Raw genomic sequence first — 24,112 nt, 5'->3', positions numbered from 1 at the left:
GCTTAGGCTAAATCTTTTTTATTTAATGTACATAAAAGGATATAATTGCTTAAAAGGATATATTTATTATATAATAATTAAAGATTCAAACAATTGTATTGGAGGAATATCATGAAAAAAATTTATTATTATTGTTTATTGCTTATTTGGTACGTTCTTATTAGTTTTATCGCATTAACATACTGGAGACGATATGGTTGGGGATTTATAGTGGTAGCATTCTTAATATTGTATGTTGGGGATAATTTAATCACAAAGTTTTTTAAGCCAGGACTTAAACATTAACTTAATTTTTATGCGTAATATAACATATAGATATAGCAGAGTTGCGGGTTTAATTAGCAACTCTGCTTTTATATTAGTTTTCTCTATAGCTACAATTATTAGAATGTTTCTTTTTACAACAATCATCATCACAACAGAAGTTACTCCAAGGATCACTCCAAGGTTCAATCCAAGGATCGTTCCAAGGATCACAACAATCACATTTATCATAGTAATCTCTACAACAACCATTATAAGGTTGTCTAGTTTCACACGTTGACATAATATCACTCCTTGACTTTTCTCATTATATAATATGTTGTTAATTTAAAAGTGATACTTAAAATCAAAAAAATAGGAATGCATTAAGTACTCAGGAGTGGATATTTTTTAAGATTTGATGTACAATAATTTAAGGATATTTGAGTGAATGGGGGATTTAGAATGAAGTTACTGTGCAAGTGTGGAAATATTGAAGACTTGAAAACAGATAAGCCTATTACAAAATTTGAATTTAAAAACTGTAACGATGGAACGGCTGTATTAGTGTGTAAAAAATGTAGTGAAGTAGTAATTATTAATTTTAAAAATAAGTAAAGAGTGCTGAGAGATTCCTTGGGGCTCTTTATTTTTGTTGTTATTCACAAAAATATTTATTAATGAATATATTATAGTGTAGAATATACATTATGAAAATTATATATAAACCCATTAATCAAACCAATTTTAGATCTAAATTAGGATACAGTAAGATATTAATCTAATTAAGGAGAACATATATCAATGCAAAAACTTAGGCTTAAAATGTATTGAAACGATATATGTAAAATTTTACATTAAAAGGAGTTTTATTAAATGGGTGAAAATTATAATAATGATAAATGCAATAAATGTTCATGTGATTTATGTAATGTTATTAATGCAGACCCGATAGATATGGAAAAACATGGTGCTAGATTGTTGACTGTAAGAATACAAGTAAATAATGTATGTTTTGATAAAAAAGTTGCTGTTGCATGTATTATATATGATAAGTTCCACAGAATACTTGCATTTAGAGGATTTATTACTACTATATGCAGAAATGAATGTAGCAGCAATGAATGCGGTACAATTGAACGGAAACTAGTGTTTGTACTTCCAGATGACGATGTAAGCGACCCGGATGAAATAGAAGTTCGCACCGCAGCCAATTATATATATCCATGTGAGTGAACTTGTTAGACCATTAAGAGGTAATGAAGATTAAAGTGTACCCTATGGAGTAGGCAAAATGTCTATGATATAGGGTATATTAATTATGTAAAATATATAAAAACATAAATAAATACAGTATCTTTTTTATACATTATGAATAGTTTAATAAGAGTATATATATTCAAGATATTCATATATATTTTAAATTTTTTTAACATACTAGGTGTAAGTTAAAAGGGGGTGAATAAGATGAACTGGAAGGAAGAATTGGTTTTGCAATTTAGAAATATGACCATTGATAAGAGTATAATTAGCAAAGCAATGCAAAACTTTGTGGATATTTTTAATAAAAATTTAGATAAATATAATATAAAAAATATTAGAGCAGTAACAGACTTAAATGAATATATAGATATTAGATTTTATAAAAAAGTCAAAATAAAATATAGTGATAATAACGTTACATTTAGTTTGTTTACTAATGAGGGAATAGAGCAAAATATATCTATTAAATTAAGTATTGCAAAAAAAGTTGGTGGTTATTTTCTTCAGTATATTAATACTGAAGAACGTAATCCAAAATTAAAAGCGTTTATTGATGAAAATATTATTGATGGGATTTTGCAGGACTTATTTGAATTAAATGATGAGGGTATAAGCATAAAGTAAAATAGTAAATAAAAAGCACCCAAAGTATGGGCACTTTTTATTTATTGATAAAATCTTCTGAAATTTAAATTTATAAAGTACTATTATTTAGAACAGTGTTTATTAAATCTGAATTATTAATATTAGTGCTACTACTTGTACTGTTTTGTTGCTGCGTTATAGTCTGTATTAATTGAGATAAGTCTTTGTTGTTATTTGTACTTGGAAAGAGACTCTCTGAACTATCGCTACTTCCATCTGTACCAGCACTTGAACTGCTGTCTGTATTTTGAGTTGTCATAACCTGCATCATTTGTTGCATGACCATTTGTTGAAGTTGTTGAGCCTTTTGAGATTGCAATGATATACTATCGAGTCCGCTAGTTTTATCGCTTATGCTAGGAACACTTGACACAACATTATTTGAAGACTGTTTTTGTGAACTATCTACTAGTTGGTTAAGCAAAGCTTCAAAATCGGTACTAGAATCACTTCCTGAAACTCCTGCAGACGATTGTGTGCTTCCAATACCCATAAGTTTTGATAATTGAGATATTTGATTTACATCCAAAACTATTCCTCCCTTTGTTTAAGAATAAATGTTTGTATTTCTAATATTACTCTTAATAACAGTAATTATATATATATATTATAATTTACTTGAAATAAATCTAAAATTCTACCTAATACATGATTACCTGTGAATTAAGTAAATTTAATTGCAAGAATGCTTAATAAAAATATAAATATAACTTTAAACTGAATAAAAAATGTTAATAAACATAAATAAAGAATAATAACATTTGTATAATACAGATGTCATTATTCTTTATTTATATTATAAAGTCTAAAGTATACTCTGAGTTTAGACTTTTATATTTTTCCACAAGGTCCTGTAGAGTTACAGAATCCATAACTTTATTAATTTGTTTATTAACTTCTTGCCATACTATAGTGTCTATACAAATTTTTATGTTATTATTAAAACCTGAGCCCCCATCATCATCACCGGCAATATTTAAGTCACCTTCAAGTATTCTTAAAACTTCACCAACTGTGATTTTTGATGCTTCTGTTGATAGAGTATAACCACCTTGTGATCCTCTTGCACTTTTTACTAGTTTAGCTTTTCTAAGTATTGAAAAAACTTGTTCTAGATAATTTTCAGAAATTGATTGTCTTTCTGCAATAACTTTTAATGGTATATAGTCACCAAATGAATGAACTGCTATATCTACCATTGCTCTTAAACCGTATCTTCCTTTAGTAGAAATATTCATGGTAAGTTAATTCTCCTTATCAATTACAAAATATAAATATATTGTGTTACAATATATTTACTAAAATAAATTATAATATATTAAAAAGTATAAGTCAACCACGGTAAAAGGTAATATTTTACATACAAGTAACTAGTTTGAACTTATTTGCACGAATGTAATTCACATTTTGATTAGTAAGTGTATATATTTTTAGTGATAAATAGGTGAAGATGATAATAGATTATATATTTTCAAATTCATTTAACGTTTTCAATTTGTTCTCAACTTTAATTTTATCGATTCTTATATTTTCTAATTGTTGCAGTAATTTTTTGTTTTCAACTTTTATTGTTTTATTTGAATTGTGCGAAAGCCCAGACTCTGATAGTTCTAAAGTATATTGTATTTCTTGTTCAAGTTTGCTTTTATAGGTTTCTTCAAATTCTTTCTCAACCTCAGTTAATTCTTCATTTAAAGATGTTTTCATACTGTCAATAACTTGTCTTGTTACCTCTGATTTAATTTGTTCTTCTGTTTTCATATAAATTTCATCTCCTTATAATTTTTCAATAAAATAACTTCCATTAAAAATGGACTCTAATTAACCAAAATTTAATGTTTTTATCACTCCATCCAAGATCCCAAGGTACTTTACTTCTATCAGAATTATGACAACTTACCAAAGAATATCCTTTTGAATCAGCTCCAGTTACAACAGAAATGTGAGTGATGTCATTTTTCTTTTCATAAGCAACTATATCACCTGGCAGCAATTTATAACTAGCTTTATATACTTTGTCATAATTACCATAGGAAATTACTGAAGCTCTGCCACTATAGGTTATATATCTTTTGAAGCTATCAGCATTAAGCCAAGCTTTTGTTGCACCATTTTTGTCTGAATTCCATGCAGAATTTTTTCTGAAATGTCCACCTTCAAACAAAATTTGTGATGCAAAGTTTGCGCAATCTCCACCTTGAGGATTATAATCACGATAAAGTCTATTATATTTATATTTGTATTTTGCATCGCTTGCTGCACCACAATATCTGTCTGCATATTCTACTGCATTCAATCGTCTTTGATCTATTGTAGATAGGTCTCTTGGGGTTTGAGATATTATATATTCTTTTATGGAATCTGCTTTTATATTACCTAAGTCTAAAGAATTTGCGAAAGGATCTTTGTACCATTCTTTAGAAATTACCCACGAACCGTCTTTACTCATAAGTTGTAAGTTATGATATGTTCCAATCTTTGATGAGTTAACAAATTTAGGTTGATCTTCATATATATATTTATATTCAGTTGAACACAATAAATATATTGAAAAATTGTCATTGTTTTGTCTAATCCTTTTTACAATTAAAGTTGGTATAATATCTGTAAATTTAATTCCTTGTTTTTCTGCCCAATTATTAATGTAATCCATCTTTTTCTTTTCATATTCATAGGCCCAAGTGCCGTATTTTGTGTCCATATTATAAAAAGATTTTATTAATTTTAAATTTCCGTTCAATATGGCTCTATTTCTGCTTTGAAAAATTTGTTCTATATAACTTGTTACTTCCTTTTTTGATTCATCAGTAATAGTATCTGCATAACTAATAATGTATACTTGCATTGACAAAAGAAATATGACCAATATAAATAATTTATGTTTAAATGATGATGTTTTTTTATTTTTACTTAAATTCATAATATCATACTCCTATTATTTTATTAATGCATCGATCTTATCTATCGAATGTTTTACAGATGCTTCTTTTATAGGACTGCCATCATACCATGCTTTTTTAAAATCAATGCTCTTTGAAAAATAGCGGGCTTTTAATATTATTTCAGGTCTATACTCAAAATGTAATATATCGAAGTGGGACCATTTACCTCCCCAAACAAAATTGTTTTGTTCGAAAACTTTTACAAGTTCATTTGAATATGATACTAATCTTTTTTCTCCTGATTCCTTTGTAGCCCATTTCCAATAGTCTCGTTTATCACTAGCAAGATCAATAGCAATTCCATAAGAATGTGGACTTAATCTATTAGTACCTGAAATTACTCTATAATTAAAGGTCCCACTACAAGGCAAGAGACATTTTCTTAAATTTTGATCCGTTTTTATTAGAGGTCTTATTTCCTCCATAACCTTTTGTAAAGAAGCGGATGCATTATTACTCTTGTTAAATTGATAATTATTGTAAAAAACATTTACTTTTGTAAGATTTTTTTCTATACCTTGTTTCGATGTACCATAAACTTCAGACAATAATCCATAGGTCCTATAACGTCCAGGATCTAAATCTGCTGCCATAATGTTTTTAATAGGTGAAAGTGGATAAATTTGATCTAAAGTATCTTGAAGATCTGGGTTTATCAGCTTTTCTTGAACGCTTTTTATTCTTTTGTCATCATAGCATATTTTTTTACCTGATTTCATATTTAGATATACATACCCATTATTTTTTTCTATGTTTTTAATATATTCAGGATAAGCAATCATTAAACATAAAATATCTTGTTTCATCGTTACATCATATATATTGTTGGTTTCCTGTTTTTTTGTATCATTTACAGGGGAGGCTATTGTTATATTTCCTATATTAAGAAGTAAACTTACAATAAGTGTAACAATAAACATTTTTCTCATGATAAAAATTTCCTCCTTATTCAGTAATATTGATATTATAAATTCACAAAAATCAAATCAATTTTAATAATACTTTTGCTATATATAATTGCCTATGAACTATTATTATATGTGTGGATATATTAACAAAAATTATATGTAATTTCCTAAAATATAAAAAATATGTTTATATGTATTAATACATAATTAAGTAAATATAATTTCAAATAACATAATAATAGGCAGCAAAGCTTTGCTGCCTATTATTATGTTATTTACTATTTTAAAACTAAAAAAATATAAATTATGTTAATGGCTCAGTAAGTTATATTATCCATTTATAACTGTACAGCCATTAACATGAATTGTTTCACCACTTATATAAGATGCACCACTTGACGCTAAAAACACATAGGTTTCAGCAAGTTCAACTGGTTGACCAGGCCTTCCCATAGGAGTATTGATTCCAAATTGTCCAACTTCATTTTCACTAAATGAAGACGGTATGAGTGGTGTCCATATGGGACCAGGGGCTACTGCATTAACTCGTATTTTTCTATTTGCGAGGGAAAGAGCAAGCGAACGAGTAAATGTAACTATTGCTCCCTTAGTCGATGAGTAATCAATTAAAGATTTATGTCCTTTGTAGGCAGTGACAGAGGAAGTATTTATAATTGTAGAACCTTCTTTTAAATAAGGTAGTGTTGCTTTAACCATGTAAAACATTCCAAAAATATTGGTTTTAAAAGTTCTCTCTAGTTGATCTTTTGTAATATCTTCAATACTGTTTTGAGGATGTTGTTCTCCGGCATTATTTATAAGAATATCTATGTTACTTAATTCCTTTATTGTTTTACTGACAGCATTTACACAAAAAGTATCATCACCAATATCTCCAGCAATCAAAATACACTTTCTACCCTTTGTTTCAACAAGTTTTTTAGTCTCTGTCGCATCTTCGTGTTCGTTAAGATATACTATGGCTATATCAGCGCCCTCTCTTGCATATGCAAGAGCAACTGCTCTTCCAATTCCACTATCCCCACCTGTGATTAGGGCAACTTTGTTAATTAACTTTCCAGAACCTATGCAATTTGGATCTTCAAAAATAGGTCTGGGGTTCATTAGCGTTTCAAAACCTGGTTGCTTAGCTTGGTGTTGATTAGGTACACTCATTGGAAAATTAAAACTTTCATTCATAAAAAGGTCTCCTTTTGTATACAAAATATATTTTATAGCTGTAGTTTATGGTTATTCATCATTTATATTCACAATAAATTAAGTATATGAAAAAAATAAAATAACTTATAATATTCTTTATTATTGAGATGTAAAAACTACAACAATAGCTAGAAGACTAGAAATATGTTATAATTAAAAAATATGAGTGTTACGAACATTTAAATTATAAAATTGTAAAATCAAAGTTGATAAAAGTGAAACACATTTATTTATATATCAAAGACCTTATAAAGTCAGAGCTAAATGAAAATTAATCAGCCTAAATATACTCATATCGCTAATAAAGGGTGGTTTCTTAGATGCAATATAATCATGGAAGAAAGTTGTTGTTTCCAATTTTCAAGAAGATTCATAACAGGATATTAGTGATTTGTGACATTTAAAGTTCAAGACAGCCACTTCCAAAGGAGAAAAAATGTTATTCGAAGATTTAAATCTCATTACACCAATAAAAAAAGCATTAAAAGATCAGGGATATGTGGAACCTACTCCTATACAAGAGGCCTCAATTCCTAGTATATTAGAAGGTAAGGATTTTCTAGGTTGTGCTCAAACAGGTACTGGAAAGACGGCAGCATTTGCTATTCCTATACTACAAACTCTTTGTGGGAAACAAAAGGTTATAAAAGGACCTAAAAATATAAAGGCTTTAATACTCGCACCTACTAGAGAACTTGCAATTCAAATTGGAGAAAGTTTTGAATCATATGGTAAGTATATGAATCTTACTAGTACCGTAATTTTTGGAGGAGTATCACAAAAAAGACAAACTGACGCGTTAAAAGATGGAGTAGATATTTTAATTGCAACTACTGGTAGATTACTTGATCTTATGCAGCAGAGATTCATAAACATACATCATGTTGAGATGTTTGTACTTGATGAGGCAGACCGTATGCTAGATATGGGATTTTTACGTGATGTAAAAAAAATAATAGCACAATTACCTAAGATTAGGCAAACTATGTTATTCTCAGCAACTATGCCTAATGAAATTTCAAAGCTTGTGGATAATATTCTTGTGAATCCAGTTAAAGTAGCAGTAACACCTGTTTCATCAACTATAGAACTTATTGAGCAAGCAGTATATTTTGTAGATAAAAAAGATAAAAAATCATTGCTTATTCATTTACTAAAAGACAAATCTATAGTTTCTGCTTTGGTATTTTCAAGAACGAAACATGGAGCTAATAAAATAACTAAGGACTTAAATAATGAAGGAATAGAGGCTCAAGCTATTCATGGTAATAAATCACAGAGTGCTAGGCAACTTGCATTAAATAATTTTAAACAAGGAATAACAAGAGTATTAGTTGCGACTGATATAGCAGCAAGAGGAATAGATGTTGATGAATTATCTCATGTAATTAATTTTGACTTACCTAATATTCCAGAAACTTATGTTCATAGAATAGGCAGAACTGGTAGAGCAGGACTAGGCGGAGTTGCATTATCGTTTTGTGATGTAGAAGAAAAACCTTTTCTTAAGGATATTGAAAAGGTTATATCTAAATCAATACCAGTAATAGAGGATCATCCTTATCCTGCAAGTAATGTGGTAACAATAGTAAATAAGGATAATGTTAAAAAGAATCCTACTGGAAAGTCTCGTTCTAATGGTTATGCTAAAAGAAATGGAAGAAATCAGCAAGGTCAAAATTTTCATAAAAATACGAGAACTACAAGATAAATAATATAGGATAAAAGCATAAAGCCAATGATTATTTACAATAATCATTGGCTTTACTAATTCATATTAATATATGAATTTACTATTCTGTATTTTAATTTTCATACAGAATTAGTTAGTAGTCACCGTTTTTAGCCCCAGCAATACTGCTTGCGCCTAAAATTACAAATAATTTATTATTTAACATAACTAACATCTCCCTACTATAAGTTTAATGTTTGTTTGTCGACTACAATAGTAGTATATCCCATGATTATAAAGGTATGCATAATTAAAAAATAAAAAAATTATAATTAAATCAAGGGGGCTGTAACTGATGACTTTTACATTAAAAGAGAATATTGTATTCAGTTGTATTATAAAAGAATTTGAATTAAGTAATTCGATTATAGAAAAACACAAAGAATTACTCGTAAATTTAACTTATTCTAGAATAGACATATGCAAACTATTTAAGATACAAAACTTTATGTGGGAGTCTTTAGAGTTAAGTAAAAAGGAGCTCATTGAAAGTATAAATATAAATAAATTTAGAATTAATAATAATAAAAGAGATAAGATAGATCTAGGAGATAAAATTAAAGCGGCTAAGGAAAATATTAAAACATTAAGATCACATTTAAAGGGATTAGAATGCAATATACTTGAAGAGAAGCAACAATGTAGAATATTAAATGAAGATCTCGAAATATTTATCAGTAGAGAAAAATTTAAATTTATTAAAAAATTAATTGTAAAAAAATACAAGAAGGTTTATCAAAATTATTCTAATGAACTATGTATAAAAGTAAAAATAAAACAATGTAATGAAAGAAAAAATAAAATACGAAAAAAAGAGCATGATTTTAATAATAGTATAGATAGATATAACAAGAAAATATCAATTTATAAATCGACATTATCTGAAATTAGAAAAAGCAACTTAAGTATGTTGAAAAATAATGATTTATCAATTATAAAGATTAAAAGAGTGATTAATTATAAAAAATTGGAAAACAAAGTTAGAATTGAAACTATATCAAGTTAGAATCAAATATAAAAAGTGTAAGAAGATAATTTAGAATCATCTTCCTAATTCTTTTTTTGCTATAGTGAAAAAAATCATTTAAAAGCCTTTTCAAATATTCCGTTAATAATATTTTTAGAGGTAACACCTTCATGAACTTTAATTCCATCGACATAATAGGTAGGTACATAATAATAGTTATATTGCTTTGCTATATCGGGTTCTAGTTCTTCATCAATTATTTTAATTTCAATATTAGCGTATTCTGGATTTTGTTTTTTTATATTTTCCATCCAACCAAGTGCTTTTTTACAATATGGACACCATTCAGTTACAAACATAATTATTGGTTTCATTTATTTTTCACCGCCAAACTTTCTATTTAGGATATAATATTATTAGATGCATTAATATTATACACCATTTTTGTTATACTTGGTGCATTATAGTAAATTATAAAAACTAAGCTTTATGTTATACTTGTTTTTAGCTTAAATAGGAATTATAAGTATAAAATTAATTTATGCATATAATGATTAAGCTTTTTAAGAGTAATTACATAGAAATAAGTTAAAAAATTTGCTATAATGAAATAGTCGAAAAATAACTTATTATGCTGGTATAAATAAGACAAAATATAATATAAATTGAAAGCAACTAATAAAAGGGAATAAAGGAGTATCTTAAATGCAAACGATAAAGCAGTTATGTAAGAGAGAGTCAGTTATGAAAATATTATTATTTGCAGCAATAGTATTATTCGCGTATTTAATAAGATCCATTTTTAATTTAGTTTTATTAACTTTTATGATTACTTATTTAGTGAATAGTTTGCAAAGTTTATTAGTTTCTCAAATCAATAAAATTATAAAAGTAAGTCCAATGATTATTACTATAATTATATATGTATTTATTACTGTAACTATAGTGCTCTTAGCAGTAAAATATATACCAATAGCGATATCTGAGAGCTTACTTATTTTGGATAAGATGGAGTACATAGATTTTGCGAAAAACACAAAAGGGGTTATGTCATATTTAACACCTATATTTAATCAAATTGACATTGCGAGTTATGCTAAATCGGGAATTCAAAGTATTATGCTTTTTGTAACAAATCTAGGTAAATGGAGTATTAATTTCTTTATGGCACTCCTATTAAGTCTAGTATTTATATTAGAAAAGAAAAGCATTTTAAACTTTGTTCACAAGTTTAAATATAGTAGAATAGCAGTTGCGTATAATTATTTCAGCTATTTTGGAAAGAACTTCTTAAATTCTTTTGGAAAAGTGATCCAGGCTCAAATAATGATAGCAATTACAAATACCGTATTATCAATTATAGGACTTACTATAATGGGTTTTCCGCAATTATTTGCGCTTGCATTTATGATATTTATTTTAAGTCTTGTACCAGTTGCTGGAGTATTTATTTCTCTAATACCACTATGTCTAATTGCTTTCAAAATTGGTGGATTAGTTAAAGTTATTTTTGTGCTTATTATGATTTTTATAATTCATGCAATTGAAAGTTATATTTTAAATCCAAAGTTTATGTCTGATACTACACATCTTCCAATATTTTTTACTTTTGCAACATTAATAGTATCAGAGCATTTTATGGGAACATGGGGTCTTTTACTAGGTATACCAATAGTTATATTCCTATTAGATTTAATCGGGGTAGATCTAAGCCAAAAAAGTAAACCTAAAATTACAGACGACTAATTGTTTAAGAAACGCACACATGGTAATTTAGTTTATTCTTTGGAAGGTAGTGATTTTGTGACAATAGAAAATGTACATTCTATATTAAAATGTCCCGTATGTAATTTAAGCCTTGAGAAAAATGAAAAACAATTCGTATGTTCAAATAATCATAGTTATGATATATCCAGCAAAGGGTATATTAACCTTTTATTAGCTAATCAAAAGAAAACCAAAGATCCTGGAGATGGCAAGGAAATGATGGAAGGACGTAAAGATTTCTTAAACAGAGGATATTATCACACTTTTTCAGATAGACTCAATGAGATAATAATTTCGAATATAAGTAGAAAAGATATAAATATACTTGATGTAGGATGTGGAGAAGGATATTTTTTGTCGAGACTAAAGGAAGCTATATACGTAAATGAATCTAAAGACTATTTAAATAAAAGAGCTAATTTTTTTGGTGTAGATATATCGAAATCGGCAGTTGCCTATGCAGCTAAGAGAGATAAAAAAATAAACTTTATAGTAAGCAGTAATTTTAATTTACCCATAATGCCGAGTACTATAGATGTTATTATTAGAAATTTTGCACCTTCTGATGATGTAGAACTTAAAAGGGTATTAAAAGATAATGGAAAATTAGTAGTGGTAACACCGGGTATTGAACATTTATATGGCTTAAAGGAGATATTATATGTTAATGCTAGAAAACATGAGGAAAAACAAACGATTTTTGAGGGATTTAAATTAATACAAAAAGAAGAAGTTAAGTACAATATACATTTAGAAGATAGAGAAAGTGTTGAAAATCTTATAAGAATGACTCCTTATTATTGGACTTTTGACAATGCTATGAAAGAAAAAGCGAGTGATACTTCTAAACTTTCTACAGCACTCCATTTTAATATAAGCGTATATGAAAAATGTTAATATTTCCTGATTTTAAGTTGTAAAATGGTTTATATATTATATTGTCTTCGATGTAAAAATGAAAACTCAAGTGGGGGCGACAAATGAAAGATTTACTAAAAAAGACGCTAAAAGCTATTAAAAATAGTCTTAAGAGATTTCCACAAGCAATTGGTATTTCAACTTCTTGTGTCATATTGTTGATTTATATATCTGAAGTAAAAACGCAATTTAATGGTGATTTTATAGAATTTCTTAGTAGAGTAACAATGATACTAGCTCTTGGAATTCCACTTTCATTATGTATTAAGCTTTACTTTGAAAGACTAGAGACTTATAAAAAGGCATCATTATATGTCTCTTATCTACTAGGAGCTATATTACTAAGTTTATATTATTATTTCTTCCTTAAGAATATTGGAATGATTTCAACGTCAAGATATGCTGCTTTTAGTCTTATTTTATATTTGGTTTTCATATGTATAACTTATTTACCAAATCGTGATGGCTTTGAGCTTTATGTTGTAAAAGCTTTCTCTAGATTTTTTACTACTGTTTTATATTCATTTGTTTTATATCTTGGATTATCAGCAATACTTTTTACAATTGATAAGCTTTTAGGAGTAAATATTATAAGTGAGTTTTATTATTACACTGCACTTATTGTTGCTGGGGTATTTGCACCTTCATTTTTTCTAGCTGGTATTCCATTTAAAAATGAGATATTAACTTTAAAGGACTATTCTCGTCTTCTTAATGTACTTATATTATATATAGTAATGCCACTTATTTGCGTATACACAATAATACTATATATATATTTTGGAAAGATAATTATCACGAGACAGTGGCCACAAGGGCTTGTGTCTCATCTAGTACTTTGGTATTCTGTAATATGTGTGACTGTGTGTTTTTTCATATCACCATTGATTAATGAAAAGTCATGGCCAAGACGATTTATAAAGTATTTTCCAAAGGTGATTCTCCCACTTATGGTTATGATTTTTATTTCTATATGGATAAGAATTAACGCATATGGAGTAACTGAAAGCAGATATTTTGTTGTAGTTCTTAGTTTATGGGTGTTTTTAGTTATGATCTATTTTGCAAGTACAAAGAAATTAATGAATATCATACTTCCAGTGTCATTTGTAATAATAACATTTGTATCTGTATTTGGTCCTTTTAGTAGTTACTCAATTTCAAAATATAGTCAAAATAGTAGGCTAAATAATATATTTATTAAAAATAATATGATTAGTGGTAATAAAGTAGTTAAAGTAAAAACTAAGGTTACTGATGAAGATGCAAAACAAATAACGAGTATTCTTAATTATTTTAATAGATATCACAATCTAGAAGATGTTAAGGGGTTACCGAAGAAATTTAAAATTTCTGAGTTAGAAAAAGTATTAGGTGTAAAATATATTGAAGAGAATAATGAAAATAACAATGGTTACTATTTTTTTAATTCAACGGCAACATTAGAACCAATGGATATAAAAGGATATAATTATCTATTTGATTTAAGAAATAATAACACTCAACAAATTACAAGAGACACAATTTATAATATGACTTTTGATAATCAATCAACTTTGTTTAAGATAACTCAAAACGGAAAAAATATTTATGAAAAAAATCTACAGGATTTTGCTACTGTACTTATAAATAAATATGGTATTAACCAAAAGAATCAGAGTATCGCGCAGAAGGAAATGTCATTTGAAGATGAAAATAGTAAGGTTAAAATTAAAATACATTTTTTAAATTTATCCGGAAATCAGAATATTTCTAATGGCAAACTAGAGTCTAAAAATTTTGAATTTTATGTTCTTGTGAAATTAAAATAAATAATTGGGTGTAGGAATATACTACACCTAATTATTATTTTTTAATCATAATTGATTTATTGATGTTGTTTAAGATGATATAATGTATTTGATAAATAAAAAATTTGAGGTGCAAATATGACTAATGATGAAATGTATAAACGAATAATTGCTATGACTAGTATTAAAACTGCGAAAAGTTTTATTAAAACATATGATATAAGTAAAAGTGACTTAAGTAAGCTTTGTAAAAAATTCAATATATTTATTGAAGGTAAAGCGACTAAGGATGATATGATTGATAGATTTCTAGGCGAAACATTGGGAAAAAAACTAAAAAACAAGGTAATTAATAAATACAATATTAGATAAGAATTTAGGATATCTAATTTTATGTGCAGAATAAGTGTATAAATAACTTCATTTAATAAAACAATATTATGAGGTGAAGTTAATGAAGATTTTTATACCAGATATTGCATATATAGATCCCAAAATATTAAAATATAAAGAATCAAAAAAAACAATAGAATATTTAGAAAAGTTAAAAGTACCTATAGTTAATTCTAGAAAAGTTGTAATAGACGCTGGTACTCCTGAGAGAAATTATGCAACGGCTAAAAAAACTGTTCTCTTTACAACAAATGGTCAAAAGAAATTAGTAAGTTGTAAACCATCTGCTGATTACCAGTTCTCTTTGTCAAGTTCATGCCCTGCAAATTGTGAATATTGTTATTTGCAAACTACTCAAGGCGAGAAACCATTTATGAAAATTTTTATAAATATAGAAGAAATTTTAGAAAATATACAAACATATATTGATGCTAATTTGCCTAATATTACGTCATTTGAATGCGCAAGTATAACTGATCCAATTGCACTTGAACATTTAAGTGGTAACTTAAAAAAATGCATAGAGTTTTTTGGGAAGAGTGATAATGGGAGACTCAGACTTGTTACCAAGTTTGATGATGTTGATCCGTTTTTAAAACTAAAACATAACAAACACACGAAATTTAGATTTACTTTAAATTCTAGGTATGTAATAGATAGTTTTGAACATAATACTTCAAGTTTTGAGGAGAGAATAGGTGCAGTTAAAAAAATAGCGGCTGCTGGGTATCCAATAGGATTCATTATTGCGCCTATTATGATATATGATAATTGGCAGGAGGAGTACAAAGAGCTATTTGAAAGATTAAAATTAGCACTTATAGATTATCATGAGGAAATAAGTTTTGAACTTATTCAACATAGATTTACAAAGGCTGCTAAGGAACTTATAGTGCAGAGATTTAAAAATACTAAACTTGATCTTGATGAAGAAAAAAGGTTATTAAAATGGGGTCCATATGGAAAGTTTAAGTATGTATATAAGAAACCTGAAAGTGAGAATATAAAAAAATATCTTTCAGAACTTATAAATAATAGTTTTGATCAAGTGATAATAGAATACTTTACTTAGTTTAGAATATAAATAGTCACCCTGAAGGTCTAGTTTTCAGGATGATTTATTTTTATATTTAACTTATATATTATAATAATATATTTTTGTGTATTTTATAGTTATAAAGATAGCTTTAATGGCAATTTGGATATATTTTTTTCAACAATTTGTAAAAACTCTTCTCTTGGCATATAAATGGCACCTAAACTTTCAAGATGATTTGTGTGAACTTGGCAGTCTATTATAGAAAATCCCTTCTCTTCTAGTTTTTTGCCAAAGGCAATAAAGGCAACTTTAGAAGAATTATCCATAGTAGAGAACATTGACTCACCAAAAAAACATTTTCCTATGCTTATTCCATATAGTCCACCAACTAATTTATCATTAAACCAAGTTTCTACGCAATGAGCGTAGCCAAGTTCGTGGAGTTTGCAGTAAGCTTCAATCATATCATTTGTAATCCATGTGCCAGCCTCTCGTCTAAGATTTGAACAACTAGATATAACATCCCTAAAGTGAGTATCATAGGTAACTTTATATATGCTTTTTTTAAACAGTTTTTTCATGGAATGTGAGGTTTGAATATCCTTTGGATAAATAATAAATCTTGGATCTGGTGACCACCAAAGTATGGGTTCATCATCCGAGTACCAGGGGAATATCCCATTGGAATATGCAAGTAATAATCTCTCAGGGGATAAGTCTCCCTCAATGGCTAGTAAACCATCATCATCTGAAAGAGATGGGTGAGGAAATACTAATTCATTTGATAATCTATAAATTGTCATAATAACTCCTTTCGGTATATAACCTATAAAACTCATTATATACTACCAAGAGCAATCTTACATGTTTTTGACTTGATTAATAAAAAACTGATTAAAAACGTAATTAACGAGCATCATAAAAAGAGGTAACTTAAGATAAATATTAACGTAGTATAAATATATAAATTGATAAAAAATATAGCGAATTATTGAAAGGATGTGTTTATATGAAACTGACTTATAAGGAAAGAATAAATAGTGTTAGGCCGGTAGTTGTTGTCAGTAGATGTTTAGGGTTTGAGGCATGTAGATATAATGGACAGTTGGATGGTTGTCATTTAGTAGATAAATTAAAGGAGTATGTAGACTTTATAACTGTTTGTCCAGAAGTTCAAATAGGACTTGATACCCCTAGGGAAGCTATAAGGATTGTTAAGGAAGATGAATTATCACCTATAAAATTAGTGCAACATGTAACTGAAAGGGAGTTAAGTAAAGAAATGTTTGAATTTGGAGAGGAATTTCTTCAGGGACTTCCAAAGGTTGATGGTTTTTTACTAAAGAGTAAATCTCCCTCTTGCGGAATTAAGGAGGTTAAAATATATAAAGGTATACAAAAGGGCTCTGCATCAGTTAAAGGGAAAGGACTATTTGGTGGGATGGTAATGAATAAATTTCCTGGTGCTGTGGTTGAAGACGATGGAAGGGTTAAAAACTATAATATAAGGCAGCATTTCTTAACAAAGCTATATATTATGAAGAATTTTAGAGTTATAAAAGAAACTATGCTTATAGAAGATTTAGTTGAATTTCATAGTACAAACAAACTTCTAATTATGTCATACAATCAAAAGCAACTGAAAATACTTGGAGGAATTATAGGTAGGCATGGAGAATTAAGTTCGGATGAGGTTTATAAAGAATATGAAATAAACCTTAACCTTGCATTTAACAAGTTAGCAAGATATACATCTAATATAAATGTACTTATAAAATCTATGGGATATTTTTCAGATAAGCTAACACATAGAGAAAAAGAGTTTATTTTAAATACAATTGAGCAGTATAGAGAAAGTAAAATACCGTTTAGTGTTCCACTTTATGTTATAAAATCAAATGCTATACGATTTGAAGAAAAAAATCTTATTAATCAAACTTTCTTTGAGCCATATCCTCTTCAATTAGATAATGTTACTGATTCGGGGAAAGGTCTAGATAAATAATAAACTATTGTAAATATTGTGTATAATTGTGATATGTTTTTAATTTATTGAATGAATAATCTTCTGTTTGGACATAATTCCAAATAAGGAGGGGAAAAATGAAAAATAGAAAAATTTTATATTCACTTTTAACAATAATCTTAATAGCGTTTGTTTGTGCCAATTATTCTCTAATTCATTATATGAATAAAAATGATTTGAAACTTGAAACTTATAGTAATTTACCATATTTAAAATTTACATCAAAAACAATTGAAAATGGTAACACACTACAAACATCGGTGGAAACTAATTCGATTAGGGTATCAACAGATACAAAATTTATTTTCAAGATTAAATATAAAGACAATATAGTAAGAAATATGGTACTTGAAAAGTATTTTAATAGTTCTAAGGTGTTAAATAGAAAAACTAAAACAGAACTCAATGAATATTTTAAAAACCAAGGTTATATAGTCCTTAATATGAGTAATGATGAAATAGTTTTTGTTAATAATAGTAATAGGTACAGTTATAAAGCTAATAGGTATTTTTTAGGTGTGTACGACGATATGGTAACAATATATAAAACAGATAAAAATGGAAATATAGCAGCTAGTAAACTGTTTAATGCTAACGTTTATTCGGCAGATGGTAAACAACAAAAATATAATTTTGAATCTGTAGATAAAGGAGAATTACAACATATTAAAATTATAGATCTAAAAGAAAAAGATGGACTTATGGAAGATCTTATTCGTGGCAGAAAGTATAGCAAGGATGATGATACTAAAAAAGATATTGAAGGCAGCTATGAATATGAGAATGGAGAATTTGAATCTCCTGCAAAGGCATTTGATTATGCCATGGGTTTATTAAAGTCATGATAAATCAATAAAATATGTATTATTTCTATTAGAATGTATGTTTGCTAAAAGGATAAAACTTTAAAAAATGTATTTTTCTAATAAAAAAGCCTTATGAATTATATTTCTTAAGGCTTTTTAATATATTTTTTGGGTTTCATGTGTCTTATTTATTGAATTAATAACGTTTAGGTGGTAAAGTAATATATGTTGCTATAAGAATGAAAGCATAACAATTGATAATTAGCATCCAAAGGAAAGTAGCAAGGAGGAAGTATTATGTTCGAATATATAAAAGGCATTTTTGTAGGTTTTAATAAAGATTATATTGTACTAGATAATAACGGTATGGGTTACAGAATATATACTTCTGGAAGTACTATGGCTAAGATGCCTAAAACAAATGAAACGGTATTATTATATATAAAACAAATTGTTAGAGAGGATTTTATAGGCTTGTATGGGTTTCTAACAAAAGATGAAATAGAGATGTTTAGCCTTGTAATTAGTATAAATGGAGTTGGGTCAAAAGCTGGATTATCTTTACTTTCTATTTGTAGTGTAACAAATTTAAAGTATGCTATTGTATCAGGTGATGAAAAAACTTTAATCAGGGCACCCGGTATTGGTAAGAAAATCGCTCAAAGAATAATTTTGGAACTTAGAGAAAAAATACATCTTGAGCAGTCTACCGCTGAAGATTTATCACAAAATTCAGGAATGAATTTAATAGAAGATAGAAAGCTTATGGAGGTTTTGGGTGCGCTTATTTCACTAGGATATTCTGAAAAAGAAGGGGAAAAGGCAATGAATGCTGTAAGTCATGAACAATCACTTGAAAACATAATTAAAGATTGTTTGAAATATTTAATGAACTAAGGTGGGAATATACTATGGATGATATTGAGGAAAGAATTATTACTTCTTCCATGACAGAAGAAGATATGGATGCTGAGTATTCTCTAAGACCCCAAAAGCTTGGAGAATATATTGGTCAATCCAAAATAAAAGAAAAATTAAGTATATTTATTAAAGCAGCTCAAAATAGAGATGAAGCTTTAGATCACGTTCTTTTATATGGACCTCCTGGCCTTGGTAAGACAACACTTGCAAATATTATTGCGAAGGAAATGAAAGGTAATTTAAAAGTAACTTCAGGTCCTGCAATAGAAAGAGCGGGGGATTTGGCAGCCATTTTGACTAGCCTTAGTGATTATGATGTGCTTTTTATCGATGAAATACATAGACTTAACAGATCAGTTGAAGAAATTTTATATCCTGCTATGGAAGATTACGCACTTGATATTGTTATCGGAAAAGGGGCATCTGCAAAATCCATAAGACTTGATCTTCCTAAATTCACACTAATTGGTGCAACCACTAGGATTGGATTATTAACTGCCCCACTTCGTGATAGATTTGGAGTGTTAAGTGCTATGGAATATTACACGCAAAATGAGTTACAAGAAATAGTAATACGTTCAGCGTCTATTTTGAAAGTGGATATTACGAGTGATGCTGCGGTTGAGATTGCAAGACGCTCAAGGGGGACTCCAAGAATTGCAAATCGATTACTTAAGAGGGTAAGAGATTATTGCGATGTTAAGGGAAATGGAATTATAGATTTGGATATAGCAAAATCTGCTTCAGAGCTGCTTGAGATAGATGAAGAAGGTTTTGATAGAATAGATAATAAAATGCTTGAAGCTATTATAGATAATTTTAATGGCGGGCCAGTAGGTATTGAAACTTTATCCTATTTTGTAGGAGAAGAGATAGGCACCCTTGAGGATGTTTATGAACCATACCTAATTCAAAAGGGCTTTATAATAAGAACGCCAAGGGGGAGAATAGCTTCTAAAAAAGCATATCAACATTTAAATAGACCACAGAAGATATAGAAAGTAAAAAACTTATATGATTTATAATACTAATTATGAGGAACATAAATTTTAAATGATTTTTGCATAAAGAAAGGGTGTAATATTTTGAAAGTAAAGGATTTTTATTTTGATTTACCAAAGGAACTTATAGCGCAACATCCACTTGAGAAAAGGGATGAGTCAAGGCTTATGGTAATCAATAAAACTAAAAAAGAAATAGACCATAAACATTTTAAAAATATAATTGATTATTTGAATCCAGGGGATTGTTTAGTATTAAATGATACTCGCGTTTTGCCTGCAAGGTTACTGGGTTTTAAAGAGGGAACCGGTGGTAAGATGGAATTCTTACTCCTTAAAAGAATAGACATTAACCACTGGGAAACTTTAGTTAAACCAGGTAAAAAAGCAAAGATAGGAGCAATCTTTATTTTTGGTAATGGAGAGCTTAAAGCAACTGTTATTAGTGATTCAGAGGGTGGAAGTAGAATTGTTGAATTTAAATATGACGGAATTTTCGAGGAGATTTTAGATAAACTTGGAGAGATGCCGCTTCCTCCTTATATTACTGAAAAATTAGAAGATAAAGAAAGATATCAGACTGTATATTCAAGAGAGGAAGGATCAGCTGCAGCGCCAACTGCTGGGCTTCATTTTACAAAGGAGCTATTAGCTCAAATAGAAGCTAAAGGCGTTAGAATTGCTTTTGTAACATTACATGTAGGACTAGGAACTTTTAGACCTGTAAAAGCTACGGAAGTTGAAGAACATGAAATGCATTCAGAACACTATATGTTAAATAGTGAAACAGCAAAGGTAATAAATGAAACAAAGGAAACTGGTGGAAGAATAATTGCGGTAGGTACAACTTCTAATAGAACGCTTGAAAGTATCGCTGATGATAATGGAAGAGTATGTGCAAAATCTGGATGGACAGATATTTTTATCTATCCAGGATATAAGTTTAAAATTGTTGATGCATTAATAACTAACTTTCATTTGCCAGAATCTACACTAATAATGTTAGTTAGTGCTTTTGCTGATAAAGATTTAATAATGGGTGCGTATGAAATAGCAGTTAAAGAAAAATATAGATTCTTTAGTTTTGGAGATGCAATGTTTTTATATTAATGAATAATAGTAAATAAAGAGCCAACTCGTAACTATTGTATAGAAAGTAGGTTAATTATGTATAAATTACTTAAGAAAAGTGGTAAAGTAAGACGTGGTGAGTTTATAACACCTCATGGTACTATTCAAACCCCTGTATTTATGAATGTAGGTACTTTGGCAGTGATTAAGGGTGCCGTATCCAGTATGGATTTAAAAGAAATTAATTGTCAAGTAGAATTGTCTAATACTTATCATTTACACTTGAGACCAACAGACGAGGTCGTGAGAAAAATGGGAGGACTTCATAAATTTATGAATTGGGATAGACCTATTCTTACAGATTCAGGTGGGTTCCAAGTGTTCTCTTTATCAAAAATGAGAAAAATTAAAGAAGAAGGAGTTTATTTTAATTCTCATATTGACGGGAAAAAAATATTTATGGGACCAGAAGAGAGTATGCAAATACAAAGTAATTTAGCGTCTACTATCGCTATGGCATTTGATGAATGTATACCAAATCCTTCTACCAAAGAATATGTTGTAGATTCAGTAGCAAGAACTACAAGGTGGCTTGAGCGGTGTAAGATTGAAATGGATAGATTAAATTCTTTGAGTGGCACTATAAATAACAAACAAATGTTATTTGGAATAAACCAAGGTGGAACATATGAAGATATTAGAATAGAGCATGCTAAAACAATTAGTAAAATGGATTTAGATGGATATGCTATTGGTGGTCTTGCTGTTGGAGAATCACATGAGGAAATGTATAGAATCATTGATGCAGTTGTTCCATATTTACCACAAGATAAGCCTATATATCTTATGGGAGTAGGTTACCCAAGTAATATATTAGAGGCAGTATCAAGAGGCGTAGATTTTTTTGACTGTGTATTGCCAGCAAGAAATGGAAGACATGGGAATGTATTTACAAAAGATGGTAGAATAAATATGTTTAATGCTAAATTTGAGTTAGATGCATCACCTATTGATGAAGGGTGTCAGTGCCCTACATGTAAACATTATACTAGGGCTTACATACGACATTTATTTAAAGCAAAAGAGATGTTAGCTATGAGACTTTGTGTACTTCATAATCTATATTTTTATAATAAACTTATGCAAGAAATTAGAGACGCTATTGATAATGATTGCTTTGAAGAATTTAAGGCCGAGAAACTTGCTCAGTGGAATGAAGCATAATAATTAGTTACTATAATATGATTAGCCTATAAGATATATATTTATAGGAAAATTGTTTTATTATAAGTTAGAAAAAAAATATTGAAAGGAGGGGAATATCGATGGGACAATTAGGAAGTGTGTTTACAATGGTATTAATGCTAGCAGTATTTTATCTAGTAATATTTATACCAGAAAACAAAAGAAAGAAAAAATATGCTGCACTTTTAAATAATTTAAAAGTAAATGATGAAGTATTGACTAAAGGCGGTGTAATAGGAAAAATCATCAAAATTCAAGATGAGTATATTATACTAGAAAGTGGTCCAGACAGAACTAAAATTAAAGTATCAAAGAGTGGAATTGGAACTGTAATAAATTCAAATACTGCTGAAGTAGTAGAGAAAAAGTAGTGAATTATGTAATAAAACCCCTTTTCAAATCATAATTAATATTATAGATTTAAATTTAAATAAAAGATTATTTTTTTATTGGAATTTATAGAAAAGGGGGAGATTTACATGGAAAATAAAAAGAAGTATTCTTGCGCTGGAGAAGGAGTATTTAGGGCTTCAATTTTAACCTTAATTATATTAGTTATTTATTCTATAGTAACGACTGTTTTGCCAACTAGTATGAAGGTTACATCCGTTTTTTATATTGTAATAACATTAGTTAGTGTGCTTTATGGATCTATATTTGCTGCGAAGAAAGCAGGTGAAAAAGGTTGGCTAATGGGTATTATGGTTGCTACGGTTTACATGTTAGTTTTGTACTTGGTTAAAGTATTTGGTGGTGGGAGTGCAGCTATTGGGACGCGCGAAATAGTGAGAACTTCACTCGCTTTAGGTATAGGTACCTTATCAGGAATGCTTGGAATAAATTTATAAAATTACTTTATTTAGCTAGAATACTATGATACAATGTATACGTCAACTTTATGATATGGAGGAATGAAAATGAAACATATAAAAACTATAAATGCAGCAACAATAAAAGAAAGTTTAAAAAAACCAGGTTGCAAGGAATGTGCTAATTCATGTCAATCAGCATGTAAAACTTCTTGTACAGTAGCTAACTTAGCTTGTGAAAACTAATATTATTAACGGGGGCAGTAACTTAGGGTTACTGCTTTAAATTTAGTTAGGAGGAACAAATTTGTCACTTATTCATAAATTTATTCAAGACAATGAACATTATATAATTGATGTAAATTCTGGAGCACTACATATGGTAGATGAAATAGTTTATGATCT

The 24,112-nt window shown here is 28.5% G+C and carries 29 protein-coding genes; 20 read left to right on the top strand and 9 right to left on the bottom strand.

Annotated elements, in window-relative coordinates; translation table 11 throughout:
* The first annotated feature begins 111 nt into the window (after nt 1–111).
* Nucleotides 112–285, top strand: coding sequence for a hypothetical protein (locus tag Q0649_RS15365; RefSeq protein WP_298843976.1), 174 nt, complete (start codon nt 112–114; stop codon nt 283–285).
* Between the two features lie 73 nt (nt 286–358).
* On the opposite strand, the gene Q0649_RS15360 is transcribed toward Q0649_RS15365, so the two are convergent.
* Nucleotides 359–547: a hypothetical protein gene (locus Q0649_RS15360; protein WP_298843973.1), complete on the bottom strand. Its 189-nt coding sequence runs from the start codon at nt 545–547 to the stop codon at nt 359–361.
* 161 nt (nt 548–708) lie between these two features.
* Between Q0649_RS15360 and Q0649_RS15355 the strand changes: the two genes are divergently transcribed.
* The 3 genes from Q0649_RS15355 to Q0649_RS15345 all read left to right on the top strand — a co-directional run bounded on the left by Q0649_RS15355 (nt 709) and on the right by Q0649_RS15345 (nt 2,130).
* Nucleotides 709–861 (top strand): hypothetical protein, encoded by a 153-nt coding sequence (locus Q0649_RS15355; protein WP_298843970.1) that lies wholly within the window; start codon nt 709–711, stop codon nt 859–861.
* 258 nt (nt 862–1,119) lie between these two features.
* Nucleotides 1,120–1,479 carry a hypothetical protein gene (locus tag Q0649_RS15350; RefSeq protein ID WP_298843967.1) on the top strand — a complete coding sequence of 120 codons (360 nt, stop codon included), beginning with the start codon at nt 1,120–1,122 and terminating at the stop codon, nt 1,477–1,479.
* A 231-nt stretch (nt 1,480–1,710) separates the two neighbouring features.
* Nucleotides 1,711–2,130, top strand: a complete 420-nt coding sequence (locus Q0649_RS15345; RefSeq protein WP_298843964.1) for a hypothetical protein — start codon at nt 1,711–1,713, stop codon at nt 2,128–2,130.
* A 70-nt stretch (nt 2,131–2,200) separates the two neighbouring features.
* Here the strand turns inward: Q0649_RS15345 and Q0649_RS15340 are convergent, their stop codons facing one another.
* From Q0649_RS15340 to Q0649_RS15315, 6 genes are all read right to left on the bottom strand, one after another.
* The gene (locus Q0649_RS15340) at nt 2,201–2,680 is read right to left on the bottom strand and encodes a hypothetical protein (RefSeq protein WP_298843962.1); all 480 of its coding nucleotides are present in this window, start codon (nt 2,678–2,680) and stop codon (nt 2,201–2,203) included.
* A gap of 262 nt (nt 2,681–2,942) precedes the next feature.
* Nucleotides 2,943–3,389, bottom strand: a complete 447-nt coding sequence (locus Q0649_RS15335; RefSeq protein ID WP_298843959.1) for an Rrf2 family transcriptional regulator — start codon at nt 3,387–3,389, stop codon at nt 2,943–2,945.
* Nucleotides 3,390–3,612: 223 nt separating this feature from the next.
* The gene (locus Q0649_RS15330; protein ID WP_298843957.1) at nt 3,613–3,912 is read right to left on the bottom strand and encodes a hypothetical protein; all 300 of its coding nucleotides are present in this window, start codon (nt 3,910–3,912) and stop codon (nt 3,613–3,615) included.
* 43 nt (nt 3,913–3,955) lie between these two features.
* The gene (locus tag Q0649_RS15325) at nt 3,956–4,996 is read right to left on the bottom strand and encodes an amidase domain-containing protein (protein WP_298844020.1); all 1,041 of its coding nucleotides are present in this window, start codon (nt 4,994–4,996) and stop codon (nt 3,956–3,958) included.
* A gap of 90 nt (nt 4,997–5,086) precedes the next feature.
* On the bottom strand, nt 5,087–6,022 hold the full coding sequence (locus tag Q0649_RS15320; RefSeq protein ID WP_298843955.1) for a M15 family metallopeptidase: 936 nt from the start codon (nt 6,020–6,022) through the stop codon (nt 5,087–5,089).
* A 309-nt stretch (nt 6,023–6,331) separates the two neighbouring features.
* Entirely contained in the window at nt 6,332–7,201 is an 870-nt protein-coding gene (locus tag Q0649_RS15315) for an SDR family oxidoreductase (RefSeq protein WP_298843952.1), read from the bottom strand.
* 457 nt (nt 7,202–7,658) lie between these two features.
* On the opposite strand from Q0649_RS15315, the gene Q0649_RS15310 reads away from it, so the two are divergent.
* Both Q0649_RS15310 and Q0649_RS15305 read left to right on the top strand, forming a co-directional pair.
* Nucleotides 7,659–8,933: a DEAD/DEAH box helicase gene (locus Q0649_RS15310; RefSeq protein ID WP_298843949.1), complete on the top strand. Its 1,275-nt coding sequence runs from the start codon at nt 7,659–7,661 to the stop codon at nt 8,931–8,933.
* Nucleotides 8,934–9,249: 316 nt separating this feature from the next.
* Entirely contained in the window at nt 9,250–9,960 is a 711-nt protein-coding gene (locus Q0649_RS15305) for a hypothetical protein (protein ID WP_298843946.1), read from the top strand.
* A gap of 74 nt (nt 9,961–10,034) precedes the next feature.
* Here the strand turns inward: Q0649_RS15305 and Q0649_RS15300 are convergent, their stop codons facing one another.
* Nucleotides 10,035–10,295 carry a thioredoxin family protein gene (locus Q0649_RS15300; RefSeq protein WP_298843943.1) on the bottom strand — a complete coding sequence of 87 codons (261 nt, stop codon included), beginning with the start codon at nt 10,293–10,295 and terminating at the stop codon, nt 10,035–10,037.
* A gap of 331 nt (nt 10,296–10,626) precedes the next feature.
* On the opposite strand from Q0649_RS15300, the gene Q0649_RS15295 reads away from it, so the two are divergent.
* The 5 genes from Q0649_RS15295 (at nt 10,627) to splB (ending at nt 15,861) form a co-directional block, all read left to right on the top strand.
* Nucleotides 10,627–11,667 (top strand): AI-2E family transporter, encoded by a 1,041-nt coding sequence (locus Q0649_RS15295; protein ID WP_298843940.1) that lies wholly within the window; start codon nt 10,627–10,629, stop codon nt 11,665–11,667.
* Complete coding sequence (locus Q0649_RS15290; RefSeq protein ID WP_298843937.1) at nt 11,668–12,585, top strand: putative RNA methyltransferase; 918 nt, start codon at nt 11,668–11,670, stop codon at nt 12,583–12,585.
* Between the two features lie 83 nt (nt 12,586–12,668).
* Nucleotides 12,669–14,417, top strand: coding sequence for a DUF4153 domain-containing protein (locus Q0649_RS15285; RefSeq protein WP_298843934.1), 1,749 nt, complete (start codon nt 12,669–12,671; stop codon nt 14,415–14,417).
* Nucleotides 14,418–14,534: 117 nt separating this feature from the next.
* Nucleotides 14,535–14,768, top strand: a complete 234-nt coding sequence (locus Q0649_RS15280) for a hypothetical protein (protein WP_216107090.1) — start codon at nt 14,535–14,537, stop codon at nt 14,766–14,768.
* A gap of 82 nt (nt 14,769–14,850) precedes the next feature.
* Nucleotides 14,851–15,861 (top strand): spore photoproduct lyase, encoded by a 1,011-nt coding sequence (gene splB / locus Q0649_RS15275; protein ID WP_298843923.1) that lies wholly within the window; start codon nt 14,851–14,853, stop codon nt 15,859–15,861.
* Nucleotides 15,862–15,962: 101 nt separating this feature from the next.
* On the opposite strand, the gene aat is transcribed toward splB, so the two are convergent.
* Nucleotides 15,963–16,631, bottom strand: a complete 669-nt coding sequence (aat, locus tag Q0649_RS15270) for a leucyl/phenylalanyl-tRNA--protein transferase (RefSeq protein WP_298843921.1) — start codon at nt 16,629–16,631, stop codon at nt 15,963–15,965.
* A gap of 206 nt (nt 16,632–16,837) precedes the next feature.
* Here aat and Q0649_RS15265 point away from each other — a divergent pair, with 206 nt between their 5' ends.
* The 9 genes from Q0649_RS15265 to scfA all read left to right on the top strand — a co-directional run bounded on the left by Q0649_RS15265 (nt 16,838) and on the right by scfA (nt 23,953).
* The gene (locus Q0649_RS15265) at nt 16,838–17,833 is read left to right on the top strand and encodes a DUF523 and DUF1722 domain-containing protein (protein ID WP_298843918.1); all 996 of its coding nucleotides are present in this window, start codon (nt 16,838–16,840) and stop codon (nt 17,831–17,833) included.
* Nucleotides 17,834–17,931: 98 nt separating this feature from the next.
* Nucleotides 17,932–18,699 (top strand): hypothetical protein, encoded by a 768-nt coding sequence (locus tag Q0649_RS15260; protein WP_298843915.1) that lies wholly within the window; start codon nt 17,932–17,934, stop codon nt 18,697–18,699.
* 258 nt (nt 18,700–18,957) lie between these two features.
* Nucleotides 18,958–19,557, top strand: coding sequence for a Holliday junction branch migration protein RuvA (ruvA, locus tag Q0649_RS15255; protein ID WP_298843913.1), 600 nt, complete (start codon nt 18,958–18,960; stop codon nt 19,555–19,557).
* A 23-nt stretch (nt 19,558–19,580) separates the two neighbouring features.
* Nucleotides 19,581–20,579, top strand: a complete 999-nt coding sequence (ruvB, locus tag Q0649_RS15250) for a Holliday junction branch migration DNA helicase RuvB (protein ID WP_298844017.1) — start codon at nt 19,581–19,583, stop codon at nt 20,577–20,579.
* Between the two features lie 87 nt (nt 20,580–20,666).
* On the top strand, nt 20,667–21,692 hold the full coding sequence (queA, locus tag Q0649_RS15245; protein ID WP_298843910.1) for a tRNA preQ1(34) S-adenosylmethionine ribosyltransferase-isomerase QueA: 1,026 nt from the start codon (nt 20,667–20,669) through the stop codon (nt 21,690–21,692).
* 57 nt (nt 21,693–21,749) lie between these two features.
* Nucleotides 21,750–22,877 carry a tRNA guanosine(34) transglycosylase Tgt gene (gene tgt / locus Q0649_RS15240; protein ID WP_298843907.1) on the top strand — a complete coding sequence of 376 codons (1,128 nt, stop codon included), beginning with the start codon at nt 21,750–21,752 and terminating at the stop codon, nt 22,875–22,877.
* A gap of 101 nt (nt 22,878–22,978) precedes the next feature.
* The gene (gene yajC, locus Q0649_RS15235; RefSeq protein ID WP_298843904.1) at nt 22,979–23,269 is read left to right on the top strand and encodes a preprotein translocase subunit YajC; all 291 of its coding nucleotides are present in this window, start codon (nt 22,979–22,981) and stop codon (nt 23,267–23,269) included.
* A gap of 108 nt (nt 23,270–23,377) precedes the next feature.
* Nucleotides 23,378–23,746 (top strand): TIGR04086 family membrane protein, encoded by a 369-nt coding sequence (locus Q0649_RS15230; protein WP_298843902.1) that lies wholly within the window; start codon nt 23,378–23,380, stop codon nt 23,744–23,746.
* Between the two features lie 69 nt (nt 23,747–23,815).
* Nucleotides 23,816–23,953 carry a six-cysteine ranthipeptide SCIFF gene (gene scfA, locus Q0649_RS15225; RefSeq protein WP_071612985.1) on the top strand — a complete coding sequence of 46 codons (138 nt, stop codon included), beginning with the start codon at nt 23,816–23,818 and terminating at the stop codon, nt 23,951–23,953.
* Nucleotides 23,954–24,112 lie beyond the last annotated feature (159 nt).

It is taken from the genome of uncultured Clostridium sp., assembly GCF_937920395.1.
Classification (GTDB): Bacteria; Bacillota; Clostridia; order Clostridiales; family Clostridiaceae; genus Clostridium_AD.
This window is presented reverse-complemented; position numbering and strand designations above follow the sequence as displayed.